This is a genomic window from Phaeodactylibacter sp., from assembly GCF_040219495.1.
Classification (GTDB): Bacteria; Bacteroidota; Bacteroidia; order Chitinophagales; family Saprospiraceae; genus Phaeodactylibacter.
Genome location: NZ_JAVJSK010000131.1, coordinates 1 through 22260 on the forward strand (window position 1 = coordinate 1; position 22260 = coordinate 22260).

The window sequence follows — 22260 nt, forward strand, 5'->3', positions numbered from 1 at the left end:
TATGGTTCTGGCGAAGTCACTAAATTTGAGTTTAGCGGGCTAAATGAAAATTTAGTGAGGAAGTCAGAGCTTGCCCCGCATTTCTGCGGGGTTCATAAAGCGTTGATTTGCAATAGGAACGAGCTCCAAACATGCTCTTAGAGCGTGTTGGGGCTTTAGTAATCGGTCTGTCCCGGTGCACTGGGACACTCTTTTACTTATACTTCGTCCCGAAAATCCTTCCCGCAAACTGCGGGACAGGCTATTTAGCTAAGGCAGGCTCCAAGCGTGAAAAAATCATCAGGTAATTTGAATTAGTCCGGCATGCGCCGGAAGAAGACAAACCCATTCTTTTCCTCAATAAGTTCCAGGTTGGGGTTATTTCGGTGTTCCGCTGCTTTATGCACCTTGGTTGCGAGGTAAACGGGTTTGCTGATGGGCCCGTTTAGCAGCTCATTCCGGCAAGCGTCATCTTTAAAGCAGGCTTCCCCTGCCTTTTGTGGGCGAGTGTAAAAAAGGTGAACGTACGATTTGTAGCCCGTGACCAGGTAATGAGCATCTTCTACCGCCCTTTCCTTGAAAAACTCCACCGCAGCGCGTTGAGAATATCCCTCAATCCGCTTAATGAAGAAAACAAGGGTTAGCATGATAAACAAACCCGTGCCGCCAAAAAGTACGGCAAAAGCCTGTTGCCGTTTTGACTTCATGAGCCGGCCGAACAGGATCAGCAACCCGAGCAAAAACAACCCCGGAATCACTTCCCATCCTGACCAGTACACATCGGCTTGCAGGTTGCCCCGCGCAAACGGGTCCTTGAACAGCGGAGCGAGCACCTCGGCCTGCATGCCAACAAAAGGCAGCGCCAGGGTGACCAGGATGTAAAGCCCCCCAATGCTGTACAGAAAGCCTTTCAGCCAGGGCTTAAACTCGATCTCTCCCCGTATCATGCCATCAATTGTCAATGCCGCCAGATAGGTCAGCGGGAAGTAGCCCATAGAGGAGTAATGGACGATCTTCGATTTAACAATCGTGAACAGGATGAGCACCGTCCAGAACAAGAACTTCATCCAGCGGCGGAAGTCAGCCTGAAACGCCTGTTCTTCCTGTGGTAGCTTAAAGAAAGCCCGCAGCGCAAAGACCGAAGCCGGAAAACAGCCGATCAGCAGTACCACAAAGTGATAGCCCGGGAAGCCCCGGTGCCCGGCATCAGGCGTACTGAAAAGCCGGTATTGGTACTCGGTGAACTCGATCATGAATTCAGGGCCGTTTTTCAGGGTTTCCAGCCCAAACCAGATCAGGCTGACGAGGGATGCCGCAAAGGTGAAATAGAGGAACTGAGGCACATTTACATAAAAGCGGAACCGCTGATAGGCCCAATAGACGCTCATCGTCAGCACGGCAATGAGATAGGCCACCGGACCTTTGGTCAGCATACCCATCCCAATCCAGAAGCCTGCCAGGAAAAGGTACCACCAGGGGCTTTTCCCCAGCGTGATGCCGGTATAGCCATCGCGTTTCCAGTAAGCCAGGATGAAATAGTAGACACCCAGGAAGATGAATAAATTGAACCAGGGGTCGATGATGCCTGATTTGAAGTACAAAAAAGGCAAAACGGAACCGAAGTAGGCTCCTGCCCATATCAGCCCGAAGCGGGTACCCTTCAGCCGCTGTCCGATCTTAAACAGGAGCGGCAGTGTGATGATGCCGCAAACGGCATTAGGGAACCGGGCGGCAAATTCTCCCACTCCAAAAACAGCCATCGACAAGGCCTGCAGCCAAAGATAGAAAGGCGGCTTTTGGAAAAACGGCTCAAAATTCACATAGACGCGGGTGTATTCCCGGGTGATGAGCATTTCCCGGCTGATCTCGGCAAAATTGACCTCGTCCCAGTCGAACAGGTGCACCCCGCCCAGAAAGGGAAGGAAAAACAGCGCCCCCAGCAGGGCGTACCCTAAAGTATAATTCCGGTCAGATGATTGCTCCACGAATTATTTTTTTCGGTTGAAAAGTTGAGCCTTCGTTGAGGCCCGGCGATAGCATACAGGCGAATCAGTGCGTTGTCCGGAAAACCGGTCCGGCAAATATAAACCATAGACCGGGCTTGACAGGCTGTAGTTGTCGTAAAATAGATAAATGTCAGCCCGCTTCAGCAGAATAGGAGGCTAAAGCCGCTACTTTTGGGGCACGGCAACCACAGAAATGATCCCATTTTGGGCGATTTAAAATATGCCTGACAAAAAAACATTACAAAAGACCAGATCACAGATGATTTGAAGTTCTTAACTTGCGGTACTGAACTCAGCTAAAAAAAACTGTTAGAAGTGCGTCAACTGCTGCTCTATTTTATGCTTTCGGGCTGTACCCTTTTGATGGGGCAGGAGCAGCCGCCCGTGAATGCCTACGAGCCCGACGTGTATGATGCCGGCAACCAAAACTGGATGCTCGGTCAGAGCGAACAACAATTTATCTATGCGGCCAACAACAAAGGGCTGCTGGAATACAATGGCATGCAGTGGACGTTGTTCCCTTCTCCAAATGAGACCATCATGCGCGCAGTGAAGGTGGTGGACGGAAAAATCTATACCGGCTGCTATCAGGAGTTCGGGGTTTGGTCGCCCAATGCCTACGGTGGTCTGGAGTACAGGTCTTTATCTGACCCTGTGGCAGATCAAATGGTGGCCGACGAGCATTTCTGGAATATCCTGCTCCACGATGAAAAGTTGATTTTCCAGTCTCTGGATCAGCTTTTTATTTACCACCCGGATTTGGAGGAGATCAAAGTGTTCTCCCCTGGCAACGGTGTAGACAAGCTGTTTGAAATCCGTCAGGACCTGATCTTTTCCGACCCTACCGGCATGCTCTACCGTTTGGAAGGAGGTGAAGCGATGCCCTTGCTTCAATCGGCTATGCCCTCGCGCATCATCTACCTCTGGGATGCAGAAGAAGGTATAGGTGTGGTGACGGACCGCCACGGCAGGTGGGTGATCTTACCGGACGGGGGCGCCCGGAAGCTGGAGGATGACCCCAAATTGCGCAATACCCGTATTTACAGTGCACTGCACCTCGAGAACGGAGGATTAGCGCTGGGGACCATCTCCAACGGCATCTTTATAGTGGACGCCTACGGCCAGCTGGAATACCAGATTATTCAAACAGATGGCCTGACCAACAACACGGTACTTTCCCTATACGAAGACACGTCCAATAACCTTTGGGCAGGAACAGACAACGGGATCAGCTGCGTGAATTTAGGCTCGCCTTTTCGGAAGTACACGGATCAGAAAGGAGTGCTGGGCACAGTATATGCTGCCGTGGAGCATAATGGGCAGCGCTACTTCGGTACCAATCAGGGGCTCTTTGCTCAGTTCCCGGGAGAAACTGACTTTACGCTGGTTGAAGGCACCACCGGGCAAGTGTGGTCCTTGTTTCAGTATCAGGGCGCGCTTTTCTGCGGGCATGATCAGGGTACTTTTATCGTAGAAGGCCTTCAGGCAAAACGGGTCTTCAGCGAAAGCGGTACCTGGAAGTTTGTGCAGGTGCCGGGGCATGCAGACTTGCTCCTGCAGGGCAATTACTATGGCTTGTCTGTACTGCAAAAAGAAGCCGGGCAGTGGTCTTTTCGGAATAAAGTGGAAGGGTTCAACTTATCTAGCCGGTTTGTTGAGCTAAGGCCCGGTCCTGAAGCCTACATCAGTCATGAGTATAAAGGCGTTTTCGGGCTTAAGCTGGATGGGGCTTGCCGGCAGGTACTGGACCGCCGGGACTATCTGGAGCCGGTTAAGGGCAAAAACGCCGGGCTCGCTGCATTAGAAGGCAAAGTCTTCTATTACGCCCGGGAGGGGCTCCATGAATTGCAGGATTTTAAAACAGGATTTAAACGGAATGAATCTTTGAGTAAGGTCCTTTCCGGCGCTTCCTTTGAATCCGGGAAGATGTCTGTCGATCCGGAAGGCCTGCTATGGTTCTTCACGAGCGACGCGCTCATCTATTACGCCAAAGGCACCCTGTCGGAGGATTGGGAATTGCGTTCTGTGCCTGTGCAGTCAGAGGTGATCAATGCGATGTCAGGGTACGAGAACACTACAAGGCTTAAACAGGGGCATTATCTCATCGGTACGGCCGATGGCTACCTGGTTTTTAACTTTGAAGACTTGCCGGTGCTGGACCACAAGATATACCTTACCCACGTCCGGAGCTTGCAGCTCAATCACCTTGAGCAGCCCCTGGCAGTTGATGGAGTACCTGCTGTCCCGTTTTCTTTCAACAGTCTGTCCTTCGAATTTGCTGTGCCTGCCTACAGCCGCTATTTTGTGCCTGAGTTTCAATACCGCCTGCTTGGGCTGTATGACACCTGGAGTGACTGGTCACACGACGCCCGGCTATCCTTCCGTAACCTCCCGTTCGGCACCTACACCCTGGAAATCAAATCGCGTATCGGAGAGCAGCACAGCAGTAATGTCCTGGCGTACAAATTTGTCATTAAACGCCCCTGGTACTGGTCTTACTTAGCCATTGGCATTTATATTGTACTTGGGCTGCTAATGGGGTACTTCACCCACCGGGCCTACACCCGCTACTATCAGCGCCAAAAGGAAGAGCTGCGGGCTGAAAACCAGCTGCACCTGGAAGCCCAGCAAAGAGAGGCGGAGCTGGAACTCATTCGCGTCCGGAACGAGCAGCTGCAACAAGATATTGACAGCAAAAACCGGGAGCTGGCTATTTCTACCATGAGCCTGGTCAAAAAGAATGAGCTGTTGCATCAGATCAAAAACGCATTGGAGCATGAAGGCGCTCCGGCCGACAACATCCAAAGGGTCATCCGCACAATTGATAAAAATACAGATGAAGCTGAGACCTGGAATTTCTTCAAGGAAGCCTTCGAGAATGCCGATCAGGAATTCTTTAAGAAGGTACAGGAAAAACACCCCAAGTTGACGCACAACGATCTCAAGCTGTGTGCTTACCTCCGCCTCAATTTGTCCTCCAAAGAAATAGCCCCCCTCCTCAATATCTCCATCCGTAGTGTGGAAGTGAAGCGCTATCGCCTGCGCAAGAAAATGGAGCTGGAGCACGATGAAGGCCTGGTGGAATACATTTTGAGTATCTGAAACCGACCACAACAAGTCCGGATTTTACCACAACATTACCTATACAAGAGCCTTTTTTTGCAAATAGCCGGTCATGAAAAGGGATATCCACTTCAAGGCTGAAGTGCAGTAAACCCCATGGTAATCCAACTTTTTAGAGCTTCAAACCCGTAATTGGGAAAAATAATTTGGTGTTGTATGCTTTTTGTTGTGGTCTCTTTTTTCTGCATCACCTATACATCCGCTAGTTTTGATGAGTAATAATAGAGTCCTGCGCAAATTTTGTGCGGCATGAAAAAACTAGTGATATGAAACAAAAATGCCTAACCTTATTCCTACTCCTATTTGGTGGATTCCTGTATGGGCAGGATGTAACCGTCAAGGGTACTGTGCAGGATGCTGAAACGGGGGAGCCCCTAATTGGTGTGAATGTATTGGTGGTTGGCGGGGACAATACCACCCGTGGTACAATAACCGATTTCAACGGAGATTTTGAACTGCAAAATGTGGCAATTGGTGCCAAATTACAGTTTTCCTACACCGGCTTCCAGTCGCTGACAAAAACGGTCGAGGACGACTCGCCCATCCTGATTAAGATGGGCACCGACGCCCAGGTCCTGGAAGAGGTGGTAGTCATCGGCTACGGTACACAGAAGAAAAGAGACGTTACCGGTGCAGTCGCTATTGTCGATTCTAAAACCATCGATGAACTGAAGCCTATCAAAATTGAGCAGGCGCTACAGGGCACTACACCTGGTGTCAACGTCACACAGCAGTCCGGTGCGCCGGGCGCCGGACTGGATATCCGCATCCGCGGGGTGGCAACCAACGGCCAAAACGCACCCCTGGTCATTATTGATGGCTATCAGGGGGATTTGAATACCCTTAACCCCAGTGATATTGAGTCCATCACCGTACTTAAAGATGCGCAGGCCGCCGTGTACGGTACCATTGGTGCCAACGGTGTTATTTTGATTACAACTAAAACGGGCCGCAAAAACCGCCCGCCTCAGCTGAGCTACAATACATACTTTGGGCAGCAGGAGACTTCCCGCACCTTACCTTTGCTCAATGCTACGGAATACGCACTCTTGCTCAATGAAGCCTACGCTGCAGGTGGCCAGGCACTGCCGTACCCTAATGCAAGCGGACTAGGCTCAGGTACCAACTGGCAAGAGGAAGTTTTTGACCGTGCACCGATGATGAGCCACGACATCACCGTGTCGGGCGGTTCAGACCGGGTCACGTATTCTTTAAGTGGTTCTCACCTGGAGCAACAGGGTGTTGTCGGGGGCAATAAATCCAGCTTCCGCCGGAGTACAGCACGGCTTTCACTGGGCATCGACCTGGCTGATAACCTCAAACTGACCACCAACGCTATCTACTCCAATGTAGACCGGGATGCCTTGAATGAGAATGGGCTGGGCGCGGTGCTCTTCAATGCCCTCAATGCGCCGCCTACGCAAGCCGTTCTTGACGATGCCGGCGAATTCACCCTGGTGCCTAATACACCGGGTCTGGGTATTGAGGTCATTAACCCGCTGGCGCAGATCGCCAATACCTTTAATGACTATGACCTTAGCAAACTCAATGGGCAGACTACCCTGGACTGGACGGTGCTGGAAGGCTTGAAGCTGACGGGCCGTGTTGGGTTCAACACGAGCAATAGCGAGTCGCGTAATTTCAACAAGCTCATTAACTACGGCGGGAAAGTCTTTGACATTACCCGCAGCAGTGTTAACCAAAATGCCATTAATGATAACAACTATTCCCTTGACCTCTTCGCAACTTACGAGCGGTCATTTGGCAGTGCGCACAATCTAACCCTGACGGGCGGTTCCACGGTATTCCGTGAAATTGGCAATGGCCTCTTTGCTACTGGTTTTGATGTGCCAAACAACGAGTGGAACTTCGCCGATATCGCACTGGCACTGGGCACAAGCCCGGACGGTGGCCGCGATGTGGGCTCTTACGCCTACGACGAGCGCCGCCTGTCTTACTTTGGCCGGGCACAGTATGATTTTGACGGGAAGTACCTGCTGAGCGCTATGCTCCGCCGGGATGCTTCCACTAAGTTTGGGCCCGATAACCGTGTGGGAGTCTTCCCTTCGTTCACCGCAGGCTGGATCCTGTCTGATGAAGAATTCTTCAATACAGACGGTAAAGTTGACCTGGCAAAGCTCCGGGTCAGCTATGGTATCCTGGGCAACGATCAGATTGTCAACAACGGCTATATCGGTACCCTGAGTGGAGAAGCGACCTACGTATTTGGCGGGGCATTGGTAAATGGTACCGCCATTGGAGCTCTTCCCAACCCGGCACTGCAGTGGGAGGAAGCCGAAAAGTTCAACCTAGGTGTCGACCTGGCGCTCTTAGACTATAAGATCAATATCACTGCCGATTATTTTATCAACACACGTGATAACCTGTTGATTTCCAATATCCCGGTTTCCGGTATTACCGGCACCTTTGCTCCCGGTGCAGCTTCGCCAACGGTTAATGCCGGTGCGGTCCGCAACCAGGGGCTGGAATTCTCTATCGGCTATCAGGAGCGGTATGATAATGGCCTGAAGGTGAACTTCAACTACAACTTTACCACCTTGCGCAACGAAGTGCTGGAGGTGAACAACGGTACCGGCTTCATTGAAGGTGGTGCATTTGGTGTAGGGCAGTTGGCGCCATCACGGATGGAAGTTGGACAGCCTATTGGCTATTTCTATGGTTACGAGACCGACGGAATCTTCCAAAATGCCGCTGAAGTAGAAGCCCACCCTTCTCAGATTGCGCTGGGTGCCGAAGCACAGCCGGGTGACTTGCGCTTCAAAGATTTGAACGGTGACGGTATTATTGATGCAGGAGACCGCACCTACCTTGGAGACCCGATTCCAAATATCACGATGGGCCTGAACCTGAGCTTCGATTACAAGAAGTTTGACTTCCGGGCCTACATCTTCTCTTCCATTGGTAATGATATGGTCCGTAACTACGAGCGTGCCCTGTCGGATGTCAACCGCCTGGATTACTATCTCGACCGGTGGACGGGCGAAGGGACTAGCACCGAAGTGCCACGCGTAACCACTGCCGCTACTTCCAATCTGGTCTTCTCGGACTTTTATGTGGAAGATGCGTCTTTTATACGCTTGCAGAACTTGCAGTTGGGCTACACTATGCCCCTGTCTTTTCTCCGCAACGACTTATCCACCCTGCGCCTTTACATCAGTGCCAACAACCTGCTAACCCTTACGGGATACCGCGGCTTTGACCCCGCAGCTTCCTCTGGTGCACCGATTGGTGGCGGCATTGATTACGGATTTTACCCCATTCCCCGCATCTTCATGGTTGGGGCAAACCTTAACCTGTAAAATCGATAAACATGAAATTATTCCTTCAAAAAATAGGGGTTGTCCTGATGGTGCTGATGCTCAGTACCGCCTGTGAAAAAGAATTCATAGACCGGGCGCCCGTTTACTCTATCGATTCGGAAAACTATTTTAATTCCGAAGATGATTATTATAATGGCCTGATTGCCGCTTATGACATGCTGCAATCCACCTACGTCAATGTGCTGTTGGGCGAAATCGCTTCTGACAATTCCCTTTGCGGGGGTGAAAGTGCCATCGATGTGGTCGGCTTTCAGCAGATTGACGACATGATCCACACGCCAGTGAACAGCAACCTGCGGGATGTTTGGAATTGGATGTTTGCCGGGGTCAGCCGGGCAAGCTATATCCTTGAATTCCAGGATAAGACGGATTTTCCGGGTAAGGAGCAGATCCTGGCGGAAGCCCGTTTTCTTCGGGCCTATTATCATTTCGAGCTCGTAAAATGGTTCGGTCCGATTCCACTGAAGGGGGACGAGCGCTTTGCTATCGGTGATGAAACCCGCATTCCACGGTCTCCGGTACCTGATGTTTATGCTTCTATTGAGGCGGACCTGCAGTACGCAGTGGAAAACCTCGCAGAGGTTGCTCCGCAAACGGGCCGTGTTTCCAAAGGAGCGGCTCAGGCTCTGTTGGGCAAAGCTTACCTGTACCAGGACAAGTTTGCTGAAGCAGCGACCGTGCTGCAGGAGGTGATCAACTCCGGGCTATATGAACTGGAATCTGACTACAGTTTGATTTTTGAGCCGGAAGGCCAGAATGGAGTAGGTGCGGTATTTGAAGTGCAGTATTCAGATGCAGAAGGTGCCGGCTTCGGTTGCCTGCAGTGCAGCGAGGGTAATGTTGCTGTTGGGTTCAATGGCATCCGCAACTACGCAGGCCCTGAGTTCGATAGCGGGTTCAGCTTCAATATTCCGGTTCGCGCTGCCTACGATGCCTTCGAGCCCGGCGACAGCCGCCGTGATAATGCGATTTTGAATATTGACGCATGGGCAGAAGAGACCGGGGCCACTTTTGGAACGGGCTTCGAACACACTGGTTTCTATAACCGGAAGTACCTGCCACGCAAGGGCGACTCTAATATTGGCGATCAGAACCTGACCAACCCCAACAATTATCGCGCCATTCGCTACGCTGATGTGCTGTTGATGGCGGCAGAGGCGCTCAACCGTGGCAGCATCGACGATGAGATGGCACGAGAGTACCTCAACCAAGTCCGCCGCCGTGCATTTGGTGATATGGACCACGAAATCAGTGCAAGCGGTGGTGCACTGACGGATTTTATCCTGGCAGAGCGCCGCCTGGAGCTGGTAGGAGAGGGGCACCGTTTCTTTGATCTTGTCCGCACCGGCCGTGCAGCCGCGGCAATCGACGGATTCCAGGAAGGCAAGCACGAGCTCTTCCCGGTACCCTTTGAGGAAATCCAATTTTCGAATGGAAACTGGGTGCAGAACCCAGGCTACTAAAAATGACCACTATGCGTATTTTAAAATATCAGTTATTCTTTTTCCTCCTCCTCGGCTTGTTTAGCTGCACGGAGGAAGACACCGTGCCAGAACTTGAAGGCATACCGGCACCTTCCAATCTTTCAGCACTCTTCACGATTGCTTCTGATAATTCAGGGGAGGTGACGATTTTGCCGGGTGGGCAGGGGGTGACCCAATATACTGTTTTCTTTGGAGATGGCAGTGAGGAGAGCGCAGAAACCCGCCCGGGCGAAAGCGTGACCCATACCTACACCGAAGGCGAATATACCGTCAATATCGAGGCTATGGGTATCAATGGCAAAGTGACGTCTTTTGCTCAGAGCCTGACTGTAGCCTTTGTGGCACCGCAGAACCTGGAGTTATCTATCCTGCCGGTCCCCGGCGACCCTTTCTCCATTGATGTGGCGGCAACAGCCGAACTGGAAACTTTCTTCGAAGTATACTTCGGAGAGACGACGGATGAAGAACCAGTTGCCTTTATGGAAGGGGAAACCGTTCGCCATACCTACGGTGCTACGGGCGATTACGAAGTAAGAGTGGTCGCACGTAGTGGAGGCACCTTAAGTGCGGAAGCTGTGGATACCGTGACGATTGCCAACCCCTTATTGATGCCTGTTGATTTTGAGGACCTGACACAGGAATACGTCTTCAACAACTTCGGTGGAGCGACTTCCGTGGTGATCGATAACCCGGATATGTCTGACGCCAACCCAAGCAACCGCGTCGCTCAGCTCAATAAAATGGAGGGTTCCGAAGGCTGGGCAGGCTCCTTCCTGGAGTTTGGCGAGCCGATTGATTTGGCTACTTTACAAAAAATTGCCATTAAAACCTGGGCACCCGAGGCCGGCATCGATATTTTGCTGAAGGTGGAGAATGCCGCCAACCCGGATTTGTTCCACGAGGTGACTTTGCAGAATACGGTTGCCAATGAATGGGAAAAACTAGTCTTTGACTTTAGCGAAGCCGACTTTTCTGTTGATTACAATCGGGTAGTTGTCTTTTTCAACTTCGGTACTGCCGGCGCTGGCGAGGATTACTACTTCGATGATATCGAAGTGACCGATGGCAGTGACCCGGTGACTTTCCCGGTTGACTTCGAAAACGCAAATATCAATTACACTTTTGAAGGGTTTGGAAATGCCGGCGCATCGGTCATTGCTAACCCGGATATGACCGCACCCAATGCAAGTGCTAATGTAGCCGAGTTCATCAAGGACGAAGGCTCGGAGACCTGGGGTGGCGTATTCTTTGACATGAGCAATACGATTGACTTTACCAATAACAAGAAGGTGCGCATGAAAGTATGGGCCCCTGCGGCTGATGTGACGGTAGTGGTCAAGTTGGAGAACCTGGACGATAGTGATGTTTTCATCGAGTTGATGGTGCAAAATACGGTCGCTAATCAATGGGAGGAAATGGAGTTTGACTTCACGGGCGCGGATTTCTCTAATGACTATCAGCGGGTAGTGCTCTTCTTTGACTTTGGCAATGCCGGTACCGGTGAGGCCTATTATTTCGATGACATTCAACTTGTTGAGTAAAAAATATAATGACCATGAAATTTATTCCCTTTTCTGTAATACTGCTCAGTGCACTGGTCTTCTGGGGGTGTGAGAAAGATGACCATGAGTTCGGCGAGATCATTGCACCCAGCGGCCTGGAAGTGGCAGTGAATATCGCCGGAGTTAACGATGACAACCCTTTCGGCGATGGTAGTGGCCTGGTGACGTTCACCACAACGGCCAACGAAGCGATCACCTACAAATATGTTTTCAGCGACGGTACCGAAAATATTGCGCCTTCGGGCAAGTTAGCGAAGCGTTTTACACAGGTGGGCGTTAATACCTACACGGTGACGGCTATCGCTTCTGGCAAGGCAGGGGTATCTACTTCATCCACCTTAGAAGTAACCGTGCTGAGCAGTTTCAACGATGACGAAGCCATGCAGCTGCTTACTGGTGGAGGTTCTAAAACCTGGTACTGGGCAGCCGACGAGCAAGGCCACCTTGGCGTAGGCCAGAATGATGACAATGCCGATCTGAATTACTTTGCCAATTACTATCAGGCGGTCCCATTCGAAAAAGACGGAGCTGCTGAGAGTACCTGTCTGTACCAGGATGAACTGATCTTCACGATGGATGGTAATCAGCTGTTGTACCAGCTGGATAATAAAGGCCAGACGTACTTCAATTTTAACTTTGAAGGGGTAGCCGGCGGTTCTAACGGTTATGACTACTGCTACGATTTCGAGGTGAATAATGAACCCCAGGTGGTGGCACTTGGCCCATCCGAGTCGGTGGTGGCTATGAACGATATTCCGGGCCTGACCCGGGGTACGGTTATGAATTTTTCCGATGGTGGCTTTATGAGTTACTACGCAGGTTCATCAACCTATGAGATTTTGAGCATCACAGAAAACCGGCTGGTGGTCAGGGTAGTGCAGGGCAACGATCCCGGCCTGGCCTGGTACCATATTTTTACGTCAAGTCAACCTGGTATAGATGAGCCGACCTTTGAGAACCTGGTTTGGTCGGACGAGTTTGACAACGACGGAGCGCCTGACAACGCGAACTGGAGTTATAATACCGGTACGGGTAACAACGGCTGGGGCAATAATGAAGAACAGTTCTACACGCAAAACCCTAATAACGTTATCGTTGAAGATGGCGTGCTGAAAATCACGGCAAGGCGCGAAGAATTTGGCGGAGCTCAGTACACTTCTGCCCGTATTCTTTCAGAAGATAAGTTTGAATTCACCTACGGCCGTGTGGATGCCCGTGCCAAGTTGCCAACCGGAGGCGGTACCTGGCCTGCGATCTGGCTTCTGGGGGAAGATTACCAAACCAATACCTGGCCGGCCTGCGGTGAAATTGACATCATGGAGCACGTTGGCAATGAGCAGGACCGGATCTTCTCGTCTCTGCATTTCCCCGGGAATTTTGCCGGAGAAGCGATTACGCAGAGTACCAACCTGCCGGGCGCTTCTGATGAATTTCATGTCTATTCCGTTACCTGGACCCAAGACTTCATTCGTTTCCTGATCGATGACGAAGTGTACCACACTTTTGCCAATAACCCGGATTTACCATTTAACAGTGACTTCTTCCTGATCCTGAATGTGGCTATGGGTGGCAATTTCGGGGGCACGATTGATCCGGCATTCATGGAATCGACTATGGAGATTGACTGGGTGCGGGTTTATCAATAGACTTAAAAATTTGATTTTTACTACTTTGTATTTTTTTGAGCTACAATGAAATGAAGCCCTGTCTCTCCGGAGGCGGGGTTTCTTTTTTGAGGGCATTGGCCTTAGCGAAGAGCTCTAAGCGACTTCTGTACCGGTAGAAGCTTCCCACAGCTCAAACCACTCCTCCTGACTCATCATGATGTGCACCGCGTCAGCCGCTGCTTTCAGGCGTTCGATGCGGGCGGTGCCGACTACCGGTAAAATACCGGACGGATGCCGCATCAACCAGGCTAGCAGCAATTGGTCTATACCTATATTTTGCTCCCGCCTTGCGATAATCGTTTCGGCAGTAGCCAGAATCCGTTGTGCCCGGGCATCAGGCTGCTCGCTGAAAATCGTCCCGCCACCCAGTGGGGACCAGGCCATCGGCTTGATGCGGTACTCTTGGCATTGGTCAAGGGTGCCATCGGTAAAAGGCGGCAGGTGCAGCAAGGAGGCTTCCACCTGATTGGTGACGAGTGGGAAACGGCTGTTGAGTAAATCAAACTGCCTGGGGGTGAAGTTGGACACCCCAAAGTGACGGACCTTGCCTGCCTTTTGAAGGTGTTCAAACGCTCCGGCAATCAGGTCGGCATCCATCAGCGGGCTCGGCCGGTGGAGGAGCAAGAGGTCGATGTAGTCGGTCTGCAGATTACGCAGGGACCGGTCAACCGAAGCCCGAATATGCTCCGGGCTGGTATCGTAGGATTTGATGCGGTGGTGTGGGCGCTGCGCTACCTTCATCTTGATCCCACACTTGGTGACCAGCTGAATGTTGTCCCGAAGGCCCGGCTTCAGCTTGAGGGCTTCCCCAAATTCAGCCTCAGTGGTGTAATTGCCGTAGATGTCGGCATGGTCAAAGGTCGTTATCCCATAGTCTGCACTCTCTTCAATCAGGCGGAGCATACCCTGTGGGCCGAGCTGATGCCCCCAAACGCCCCATTTCATTACTCCAAATACAATACGGGAGAACTCAGGGCCATGCTCAGAAATAGAAGTGGTCATAAATTGTGGTTTTATAGGAGCTTGTCGGAGATGTACTGACAGGCTCAAAGGTAGTAAGTTCAACCTGATTCGGATATTTTCAATAGCTCAACTGAAGAATGCTTTTACTCATCCAGAAATTTCCTCGCTTTTAAATTGTGCAAATAATAAAAATTAGTGGCTTGCCTCAGGGAGTGCAGGTTGCCGCCCCAGCAATAAATCGACAAAATAATCGGGCAGCATTACATGCACCGGGTGGTCTTGTCCGGGCAGCGGGATCAACTCGGTTTCCACCGGGATCAATTCCTGCAGGTACGTGGAGTTCCCATAGGGGACGAGCGCGTCTGAGGTCCCGTGGAACAGCGTGATGGGCCTTTTTACCGATTGGAATAAGGGCACTGCTTCACGAAGTGCCTGTGGATGCCCGAGTTTTTCCTTATTTGATACCCAGAGCGGACAGGGGAGGATGTAGCGGAATAACGGAAAGTCAATCCAGTACGAAATACCGAAAGTGACTTCTTCATCGGGGGCGTAAGCACCAGAGAGCCCGTAGATTTTTTTGATATGTCCCGGTGCCAGTGCACCCAGCGTCACCGCAATGGGTGCCCCATAACTATGCCCCATGACGACTACGGAGCGGTCTTGCCCTTGTAGCAAAGGCAGCAAAGCCTGGGCTTGACTGGCCACAGAAGGCTCAGCGGTTTTGGGCTTTGTGCCACCGTAGCCCGGCCGCTCGGGGATCAGCAGGTAGTATTCATCGTAGAGGCGGTCTCTTTTGGCCATAGCGAGCCAGTCGAACAGCCCGCCCGGAGCGCCGTGAATGAGGAGTAGAGGGGTTTGGGCCGTATCCCCGATTTGCAGGTAGCGCACCTGGTTGTCAGTGAAGCGGATATGCACGGGTTGTTGCACCTCACTGTACAGCCAGCGCGCGCCCCTTTCTGTACTCAGGTAGCGGTCAGCACCGGCTACCAGTAATGACAGGAGTACCATCAGCCCGACAGCGCCAGAAAGTACCCATTTCAAAACGCGTTTTACTCTGCTCATCTCATGATGAGTAACCGCTCCTGCCATTGGAAGGTTGGGGCTTCAAGCCTCAGGAGGTAGGTCCCGACCGGATATTGGTGCAGTGGGATCAGCAGTTGTTGATCCAATAGCTCCCAACGGCCGATGGGCTGCCCTTGCATATTGTACAGGGTGACTTGCCCCTGAATGCCTGCGGTAGCAGATAGCCAGGCTATATTTCCGGCAGGGTTGGGAAAAAGCTGTATGGCATCACCGGTAGGCTCTTTTACGTCTACGACTACAATATCCAGAGTGTCACAGTAGGTGTTGGTCCCGCAAAGGTCCATAGCGGTCAGACAGACCGGATAAACCCCGGACTGTTCGTACACATGGATAGGGTTAGGCTCTTCAGAGGTGTTGCCGTCCCCGAAGTCCCAGTTCCATTCCGTGACGGTATTGTCAGCCAGCTGGAACAAACTGACGGTACCGCCTTCAGCTATCCAGTTGAAGTTGACCCAGGGTGGCGTGCAGCTTACAGTTAGGGAGTCACAATACTGTGTGCTTCCGCAAATACTGTTTGCGGTGAGGCAAACCTCGTAGGTGCCAGGCGTTGCATAGGTATGGACCGGAGATTGAAGGGTACTGCTTTGACCATTCCCGAAGGTCCAGAGCCAGGCAACAGCGTCCGCAGTGGAGCTATCCTGAAAGGCCACTTGCAATTCCGTTGCGCTGAAACCAAAATCTGCCTGAGGGGCTGCGCAGGTTACCGTGATCAGCTCGCAGCGCTGAGTGGAGCCGCAAACGCTGGAGGCTTGCAGGCAGACCAGATAGTTGCCCGGGCTGCTGTAGGTATGGGCAGGGTTCTGTGCCACGCTGCTATTGCCGTCTCCAAAGGTCCAGAACCAGGCGTCCGGGTTGTTGGTGGAAATATCCGTGAACCCCATCTCCAGCTCAGTATCCATAAAGGAGAAGTTGGCCTGGGGCGCATTACAAGTGACCCCGAGGGTTTTGCAAATCTCGGTAGTACCGCAAATGCTGCTTGTGGTCAGGCAAATCGTGTACACACCGGGTTCAGCGAAGGTGTGGGTGGGGTTTTCCAGATCGCTGGTGTTGCCGTCCCCGAAGTCCCAGGACCAGGAGGTAGGGGTGTTGGTACTGGCATCGGCAAAAATTAGGGTGAGCTGACTGGGCGTGAATTCGAACTCGGCCTGAGGGGCAGCGCAGTCCACAACAACCGACTGGCAAAACTCTGTACTGCCGCATACGCTGCTTACTGTGAGGCAAACGGTGTAGGTGCCGGGGGTGCTGTAACTGTGCACCGGACTGGGGAGAGTAGAGGAGCTGCCGTCCCCAAAGTCCCATGACCAGGATGCCGGGCCAGACGTTGAGGCATCAAAAAAGGCAACACTAAGTTCATCTTGCTGCAGGGCAAATTGCGCTTGCGGAGCAGTACAGGCTATTTGTACCGTTTCGCAATGGGTTTCGCTTCCGCAAATGCTGCTGGCTTGCAGGCAAACGGTATAAGTACCCGGCTGATTGTAGATGTGAACGGGGTTGGGGATATTGGCAGAACCGCCGTCCCCAAAGGTCCAGAACCAACTGCTGGGGTTGTTGGTGCTGGCATCCGTAAAGGATACGGTGAGCTCGTCTTCCTGGGTCTCAAATACCGGGTCTGGGGCATTGCAGGCCACAGTCACCTGGGAGCAAGCGGTATTGGCACCACAGAGGCTTTCTGCTGTCAGGCAAACTTCGTAAGTGCCAGGCGTGGCGTAAGTATGTAATGGGTTTTGCTGCGTGGAAGTGTTGCCGTCCCCAAAGGTCCACGACCAGTTGGTGGGTGCGTTTGTGGATTGGTCTGCGAAAGCCACCGCCAGTTCGTCAGCGGTATTGGAAAAACCAGGGTCCGGTGCGGCACAACTAACGGCAATTTGCTGGCAGGCCTGATTGCTGCCACAGGTGTTGCTGCTGATCAGGCAAATGGTATAGTTGCCTGGTGCACCGAAGGTGTAGCTGGGGTTTTGGAGGCTGCTCCCGCTGCCGTCCCCGAAATCCCAGTCCCACTCATTGGGAGCATTAGGGCTCAGATCGGTAAGGTTGATGGTGAGCTCATCGGTCTGCACTTCGAAGCCCGCCAGGGGCTCGGGGCATTCAATGATTACCGGCGCACAAAACTCATCCGAACCGCAAATACTGCTGGTTTTCAGGCAAACCTCAAAGGTGCCGGCAGTACTGTAGGTGTGGGAGGGGTTCTGTTGGGTGGAAGTATTGCCATCGCCAAAGGTCCATTCCCACTGTGCGGGGTTGTTGGAGGAGGCATCAAAAAAGGAGGCATTCAGCAGATTGGTAACCTGCTCAAAAGCCGCATTGGGCGCCGGGCAGCCAACAGACTCCGTTTGGCAGAAGGTATCACTAACACCGCAGGCACTAGTGGCCGTAAGGCAGATATCATAGGTGCCGGGAGCGGAGTAGGTGTGCATGGCATTCGGCATATTCGCACTGTTGCCATCCCCAAATTCCCACAACCAGCTGATCGCGCTGCCAGGAGCGTTAGCGGTGAAGGTGTAAGCGAGGCCATTCGCAGTTTGGGCAAAAGCCGCATCCGGTGGCAGGCAGTCAATATCAACGGTGGTACAGGTACTCAGCATGCCACAGGGGCCACTGGTCTGTAGGCAAACTTCAAAAATACCATTGGAAGGGAAGGTGAAGGCAAAACTGCTTCCACCGCCTACACCTTGCCCATTGACTTGCCAGAACCAACTGTCCGCCTGTACAAAGGAGGTGTCTGTAAAGGTGGCCTGGACCCCATCAATGTCAACAGAAAAGCCGAGGGGCGCATTGCTGCAGTCCAGTTCTATTGTCTCGCAAACGGTGCTGCTGCCACAAACGCTGGCCGCCGTAAGACATACTTCGTAAGTGTTCGAGCCGGGGAAAAGGTACTCGGGGCTCGGCCCGGTAATGGTATCCTGCCCGTCAATAACCCACGTCCAGGAATTGACGCCCCCTCCGGAGTCATCCTGGAAGCTGACCAGAAGATTATCTGCCTGATAGCTAAAGCTGGCCTGTGGGGGCGGGCAACTGACAGACACCGTATCACAAACCGCTGAATTGCCGCAGATATTCTCGATGCTCAGACAGATTTCGTAAGTCCCGGGGGCATCGTAATTGTGAAATAGCGTAGCCCCATTGGCTGTAGCGCCATCCCCAAAGTCCCAGGACCAGGTGTCCGGAAAGTTGGCGCTCTCGTCTTCCACGAAAACCGTCAGGTCAGTGATTTCGGTGGTAAAGGCGGCGGCGGGCGGTGGACAGGTAACCCCTACATTTCTGCAAAGGGTAGCGCTGCCACAGGCACCATCGGTGGTAAGGCAGACTTCGTAAAGCCCAGGGGCAGCATAGGTATGCAGTGGGTTTTGACTGCTGGACTGGTTCCCGTCCCCGAAGTCCCAGGACCAGACATTCGTGCCCGCACTGGAGGAGTCGGTGAATGATACGTTCAGGTCATTGTCTGCAAAGGCGAAGTCGGCTTCCGCTTCGCCACAGGTGACCTGCACGAGCTCACAGGTAGAGGCATTGCCACAACCATTGAGGACTACCAGGCAAACAAAGTAATTACCGGGCTGATCATAAGCGTGCGTTGGGTTTTGTTCTCCGGAGGAACTGCCGTCCCCGAAGTCCCAGATCCACTCATTAGGCTGCCCGAAGGAGAAGTCCTGGAAGGTGACTTCGAGGCCGTTGTTGTTCTGGGCAAAAAAGACTTCGGGAGGGGTACAGGAGGTTTGTACCTGCTGGCAAACGGTAGCGGAGCCACAGTCGCCCACGGTAGTCAGGCAGGCGGTAAAAGTGCCGCTAATGGGAAAGGTGTGCACCACAGCTGCGCCTGTATCCTGTGCCCCGTCGCTGAAGTCCCAAAAGTATTGATTGGTACCGGTATCGCCCATCCCTGTAAAACTAAGGGTTAGCCCGTTGCCCTGGGCAGAAAAACTGGCCTGTGCCTGGCAGAATTCCCCCTCAGTGATCTGGTAGAGGGTGTCCACATCCGGGTCGTTCAGATGGTCGATATTGCCATTGGGCCAACGTACGATGATGCTGTCCAGCGTAGTGCTCGGCCCCAGCCCGAAGTGCGCGCGCAACCCACAGTGGATGCCGTAGCTCTCCCCACTCCGGATTTCGCGGACTTGCTGCCCCCAGGGACCGTAGATTTCCACCCTTGCGCCTACGCCGTTGGGGTTGGCATCGGTGCCGCTGAGGGTGACATCAACGTAGCGGTTGTTGTTCCCGGTGTTCAGCAAAAGCTGGTCTGCCTGCGATCCTATCTGATTGAAGCCCAGCCCGAAGCCTGCATAAATATCTACGAAGCCGTCGTTGTTGAAGTCGCCAACCACCGCACTGTGTATCCTTCCACTTGAAGGGACCGCATCGTTTACGCGGACAAAAGTGCTGTTGCCTTGATTGCGCAGTATGGCATGGTCTGCTCCGAGAGAAGTATAAAGCAGGTCCAATCGGCCATCGTTGTCAAAATCTGTAAAAATAGCCTGTACGCCCAGCCCTGTACTGCTGAGTGCTGTTGGAATACCGCTGTTGTTGGTAATATTGGTGAAGGTGCCGTTGCCATTGTTGCGGTAAAGCGCGTTGGGGATATCGTGGTTGATGATAAATGCATCAAAATCGCCATCGTTGTCAATGTCTCCAAAGGCGGTGGCGATACTTTGGCCTAGGGGCAGCAGACCTGAAAAGGCAGCTACTTCCGTGAAGTCGTCATCATCATCATTACGGAACAGCAAGTTGAGGCGCCGGCCGTCGCTCGCATCCGTTACGCCCAGCCGGTATTTCGAAATATACAAGTCAGCCGCTCCGTCGTTGTTATAGTCGGTCCATACCGTACCATAGTTGCCGGAGTTGTCAGAAGGGGCGCTTGAAACCGGATTAATGAGGTTGTAGTCCAGGGAGAAGTTGTTATTGCCCAGGTTCCGGAAAGGCGCACTCAGCCCATCCTGATGCGCGGCAAATAAATCGAGGTCGCCATCATTGTCAATATCTACCATGTTGACGCCCTGCAGGAAATAGTTGCCGGGGTCAATCAGCAGGGCGGTGTAGTCCGTACCGTCATCATTAGCCAGAAACAACCGAAGTGCATTGTAGGTCCCGCCGGTGAGGATGTCGTTGTAACCATTGCCGTCCACGTCTCCTATGGCGATGCCGTTGGAAGGGTTGTTGAGGGATTGCACATAGAAACTGTTGTAAAACGGTGTATTGGCCTGTTGGTACTCAATGTACAGCTCCTGACGGTTGTCGAGGATGATGAGGTCTTCGAGCCCGTCGCCATTCATGTCTGCTGCTGCCATAGGCGAGCCGGACAGTAAGCCAACGTTGTCGAGGTACTGGGTAGAGTCAAGGAAGCTGATCTGCCCCCAGCTGGGCAGTGCCATTCCAAGGCAGGCGAGGAGTAAAATTTTTCTCATAGGATTACATTACATTGCAGCAAACCTGAACAGGTCTGCTATCGTTTGGGATTATCCGCCTTCAGTTAGAGTGTGCTGGGGTTTCGGTTTGCTGGTTTGCAGACCGATTCCCAAATTCTCAACACCCTCTTAATATCGTAATAAGAGCGTATAAAGTTACGTAAGTTTGGGGAAAGTTGGGAAAAAAGAGCCGGACTGTTTGAATAAGCCCGCAATAAGGTGTTTGCCCTAATATATTGAAAGGGCGAACGATTATGGTTTAATGAAAATTAAATATGAAGGTCGTTTGGTGACAAAGCTGAGACCTGACAACACTTGGTAGATGGTCCCGGAAGCATTGGGTTGCTCGTCGCTTAACGCCTTTCAGCGCTCAGCCCAGGGTCTGGACAATACTCACCTCACCTCTTTGCCCCGCTGGGAGCAACAGGTAGGTAACTCCAAAATCCAGAGACTCTCCCCGCGCCGTCAGGTGCGGAATGTGAAGCTGTCCTTCATGCAAGATAAAAGTCAGGCGCACGCTCCTTGACCCGGAACACGCGAAGCTTTTTACAAGAACAAAGACCGCATGAAGTCTAGTATTGCGCCGTATAACCGGAATATGAACAACGGGTAAGCCAGTAAGCCCAAGGAAGGTTGAGCGCCTGCGCGATGGCCAAGCTATTCTTCCCTCCGGCAGACCCAGCGTGGGCTCAACCTCTACCTCTTTGAACCTCAATACTTTAATGCCACCTGACCGGGCTAGATGTTGCCGTGCGCCCAGTCAAAGCGGGGTACAAAAGAGGGCGCAAGCTCGCGCAATCGGCTGATGCGGTCCTCGATCTCCGGGTGGGAGCTGAATATCGTGGGCACCTTCAGCCTGCGCGGAGCGTTGAAACGTGCGAACCATCCGCCCTGATTGAAATAATCCAGCTTTTCCAGTGCATCCGCGAGGGCGTTGGGGTCGCCCGTCAGGCGTGCCGCTTCCAGGTCAGCTTCGTATTCCCGGTTGCGCGAAAAGGCTTGTACCATCAGGGCTACCACTATAGGCGCGAAAAGCAGCAGGGCTATAGCGGTCCAGGAGACCGTAGCTTCCCCCATCAGGAATAGGGGCAAATTGATGAACAGCAGCAGCTGCCCAAAGAGCGAGAAAAAACGGGTATAGCGGCTGAAGAGGTTGACCATAGACTTCAACTGCAAGTCATTATTCCGGATATGGCTGATCTCATGGGCCAGAATACCGGAGAGCTCCCTAAGGTCCATACGGTACAACAGGCCTTGTGTCACTGCAATGGCGGGATCTTTTTTGCTGCCTGTCGCAAAGGCATTCAAACTGTTGCTCGGTACGTAGTAAAGCTTAGGCGCGGCGGGTAGTTTGGCACGGCGGGCTAGTTTCTTGACCAGTTGGTGCAAGGCAGGGGCCTGTTGCTCCGGCAGTGCCCGCCCGCCTTGAAACCGCATAATCATCTGGCTCGATACCCTTGTGCTCATCCTCAGGGTGATGAGGCCCAAAGCCCCTGCCCACAGCATGCCGGTAAACCCAAAAAGGATGTAACCCAGAGCTAGTACCAATGCCAGCATACCTGTAAAGAGTCCGGCAGCCCGGAGTACATTCCGGTATTTCTGATTTTTATATTGCGCTTCACTCATTGTTCATGGTCATGGTTCTCTTGCAGAACCGCA

Annotated in this window: 10 protein-coding genes; 5 read left to right on the forward strand and 5 right to left on the reverse strand. The window is 52.5% G+C overall.

Annotation, left to right across the window (positions count from 1 at the left end):
* Positions 1–293: 293 nt before the first annotated feature.
* Positions 294–1964, reverse strand: a complete 1671-nt coding sequence (locus tag RIC19_RS20845; protein WP_350180302.1) for an ArnT family glycosyltransferase — start codon at positions 1962–1964, stop codon at positions 294–296.
* A gap of 336 nt (positions 1965–2300) precedes the next feature.
* Here RIC19_RS20845 and RIC19_RS20850 point away from each other — a divergent pair, with 336 nt between their 5' ends.
* From RIC19_RS20850 to RIC19_RS20870, 5 genes are all read left to right on the forward strand, one after another.
* A complete protein-coding gene (locus tag RIC19_RS20850; RefSeq protein WP_350180303.1) occupies positions 2301–5087 on the forward strand; it encodes a helix-turn-helix and ligand-binding sensor domain-containing protein in 2787 nt (928 codons plus the stop codon).
* Between the two features lie 287 nt (positions 5088–5374).
* Positions 5375–8428: a SusC/RagA family TonB-linked outer membrane protein gene (locus RIC19_RS20855; protein ID WP_350180304.1), complete on the forward strand. Its 3054-nt coding sequence runs from the start codon at positions 5375–5377 to the stop codon at positions 8426–8428.
* An 11-nt stretch (positions 8429–8439) separates the two neighbouring features.
* Positions 8440–9912 (forward strand): RagB/SusD family nutrient uptake outer membrane protein, encoded by a 1473-nt coding sequence (locus RIC19_RS20860; RefSeq protein ID WP_350180305.1) that lies wholly within the window; start codon positions 8440–8442, stop codon positions 9910–9912.
* Positions 9913–9923: 11 nt separating this feature from the next.
* The gene (locus tag RIC19_RS20865; protein WP_350180306.1) at positions 9924–11474 is read left to right on the forward strand and encodes a PKD domain-containing protein; all 1551 of its coding nucleotides are present in this window, start codon (positions 9924–9926) and stop codon (positions 11472–11474) included.
* Positions 11475–11488: 14 nt separating this feature from the next.
* Positions 11489–13141: a family 16 glycosylhydrolase gene (locus tag RIC19_RS20870; protein WP_350180307.1), complete on the forward strand. Its 1653-nt coding sequence runs from the start codon at positions 11489–11491 to the stop codon at positions 13139–13141.
* A gap of 114 nt (positions 13142–13255) precedes the next feature.
* Here RIC19_RS20870 and RIC19_RS20875 read toward each other — a convergent pair whose 3' ends face one another.
* From RIC19_RS20875 to RIC19_RS20890, 4 genes are all read right to left on the reverse strand, one after another.
* Positions 13256–14164 (reverse strand): aldo/keto reductase, encoded by a 909-nt coding sequence (locus RIC19_RS20875; RefSeq protein ID WP_350180308.1) that lies wholly within the window; start codon positions 14162–14164, stop codon positions 13256–13258.
* Between the two features lie 153 nt (positions 14165–14317).
* Entirely contained in the window at positions 14318–15166 is an 849-nt protein-coding gene (locus tag RIC19_RS20880) for an alpha/beta fold hydrolase (protein ID WP_350180309.1), read from the reverse strand.
* Positions 15167–15183: 17 nt separating this feature from the next.
* Positions 15184–20601: a PKD domain-containing protein gene (locus RIC19_RS20885; RefSeq protein ID WP_350180310.1), complete on the reverse strand. Its 5418-nt coding sequence runs from the start codon at positions 20599–20601 to the stop codon at positions 15184–15186.
* Between the two features lie 738 nt (positions 20602–21339).
* Entirely contained in the window at positions 21340–22227 is an 888-nt protein-coding gene (locus RIC19_RS20890; RefSeq protein WP_350180311.1) for a zinc metalloprotease HtpX, read from the reverse strand.
* Between the last annotated feature and the right edge of the window lie 33 nt (positions 22228–22260).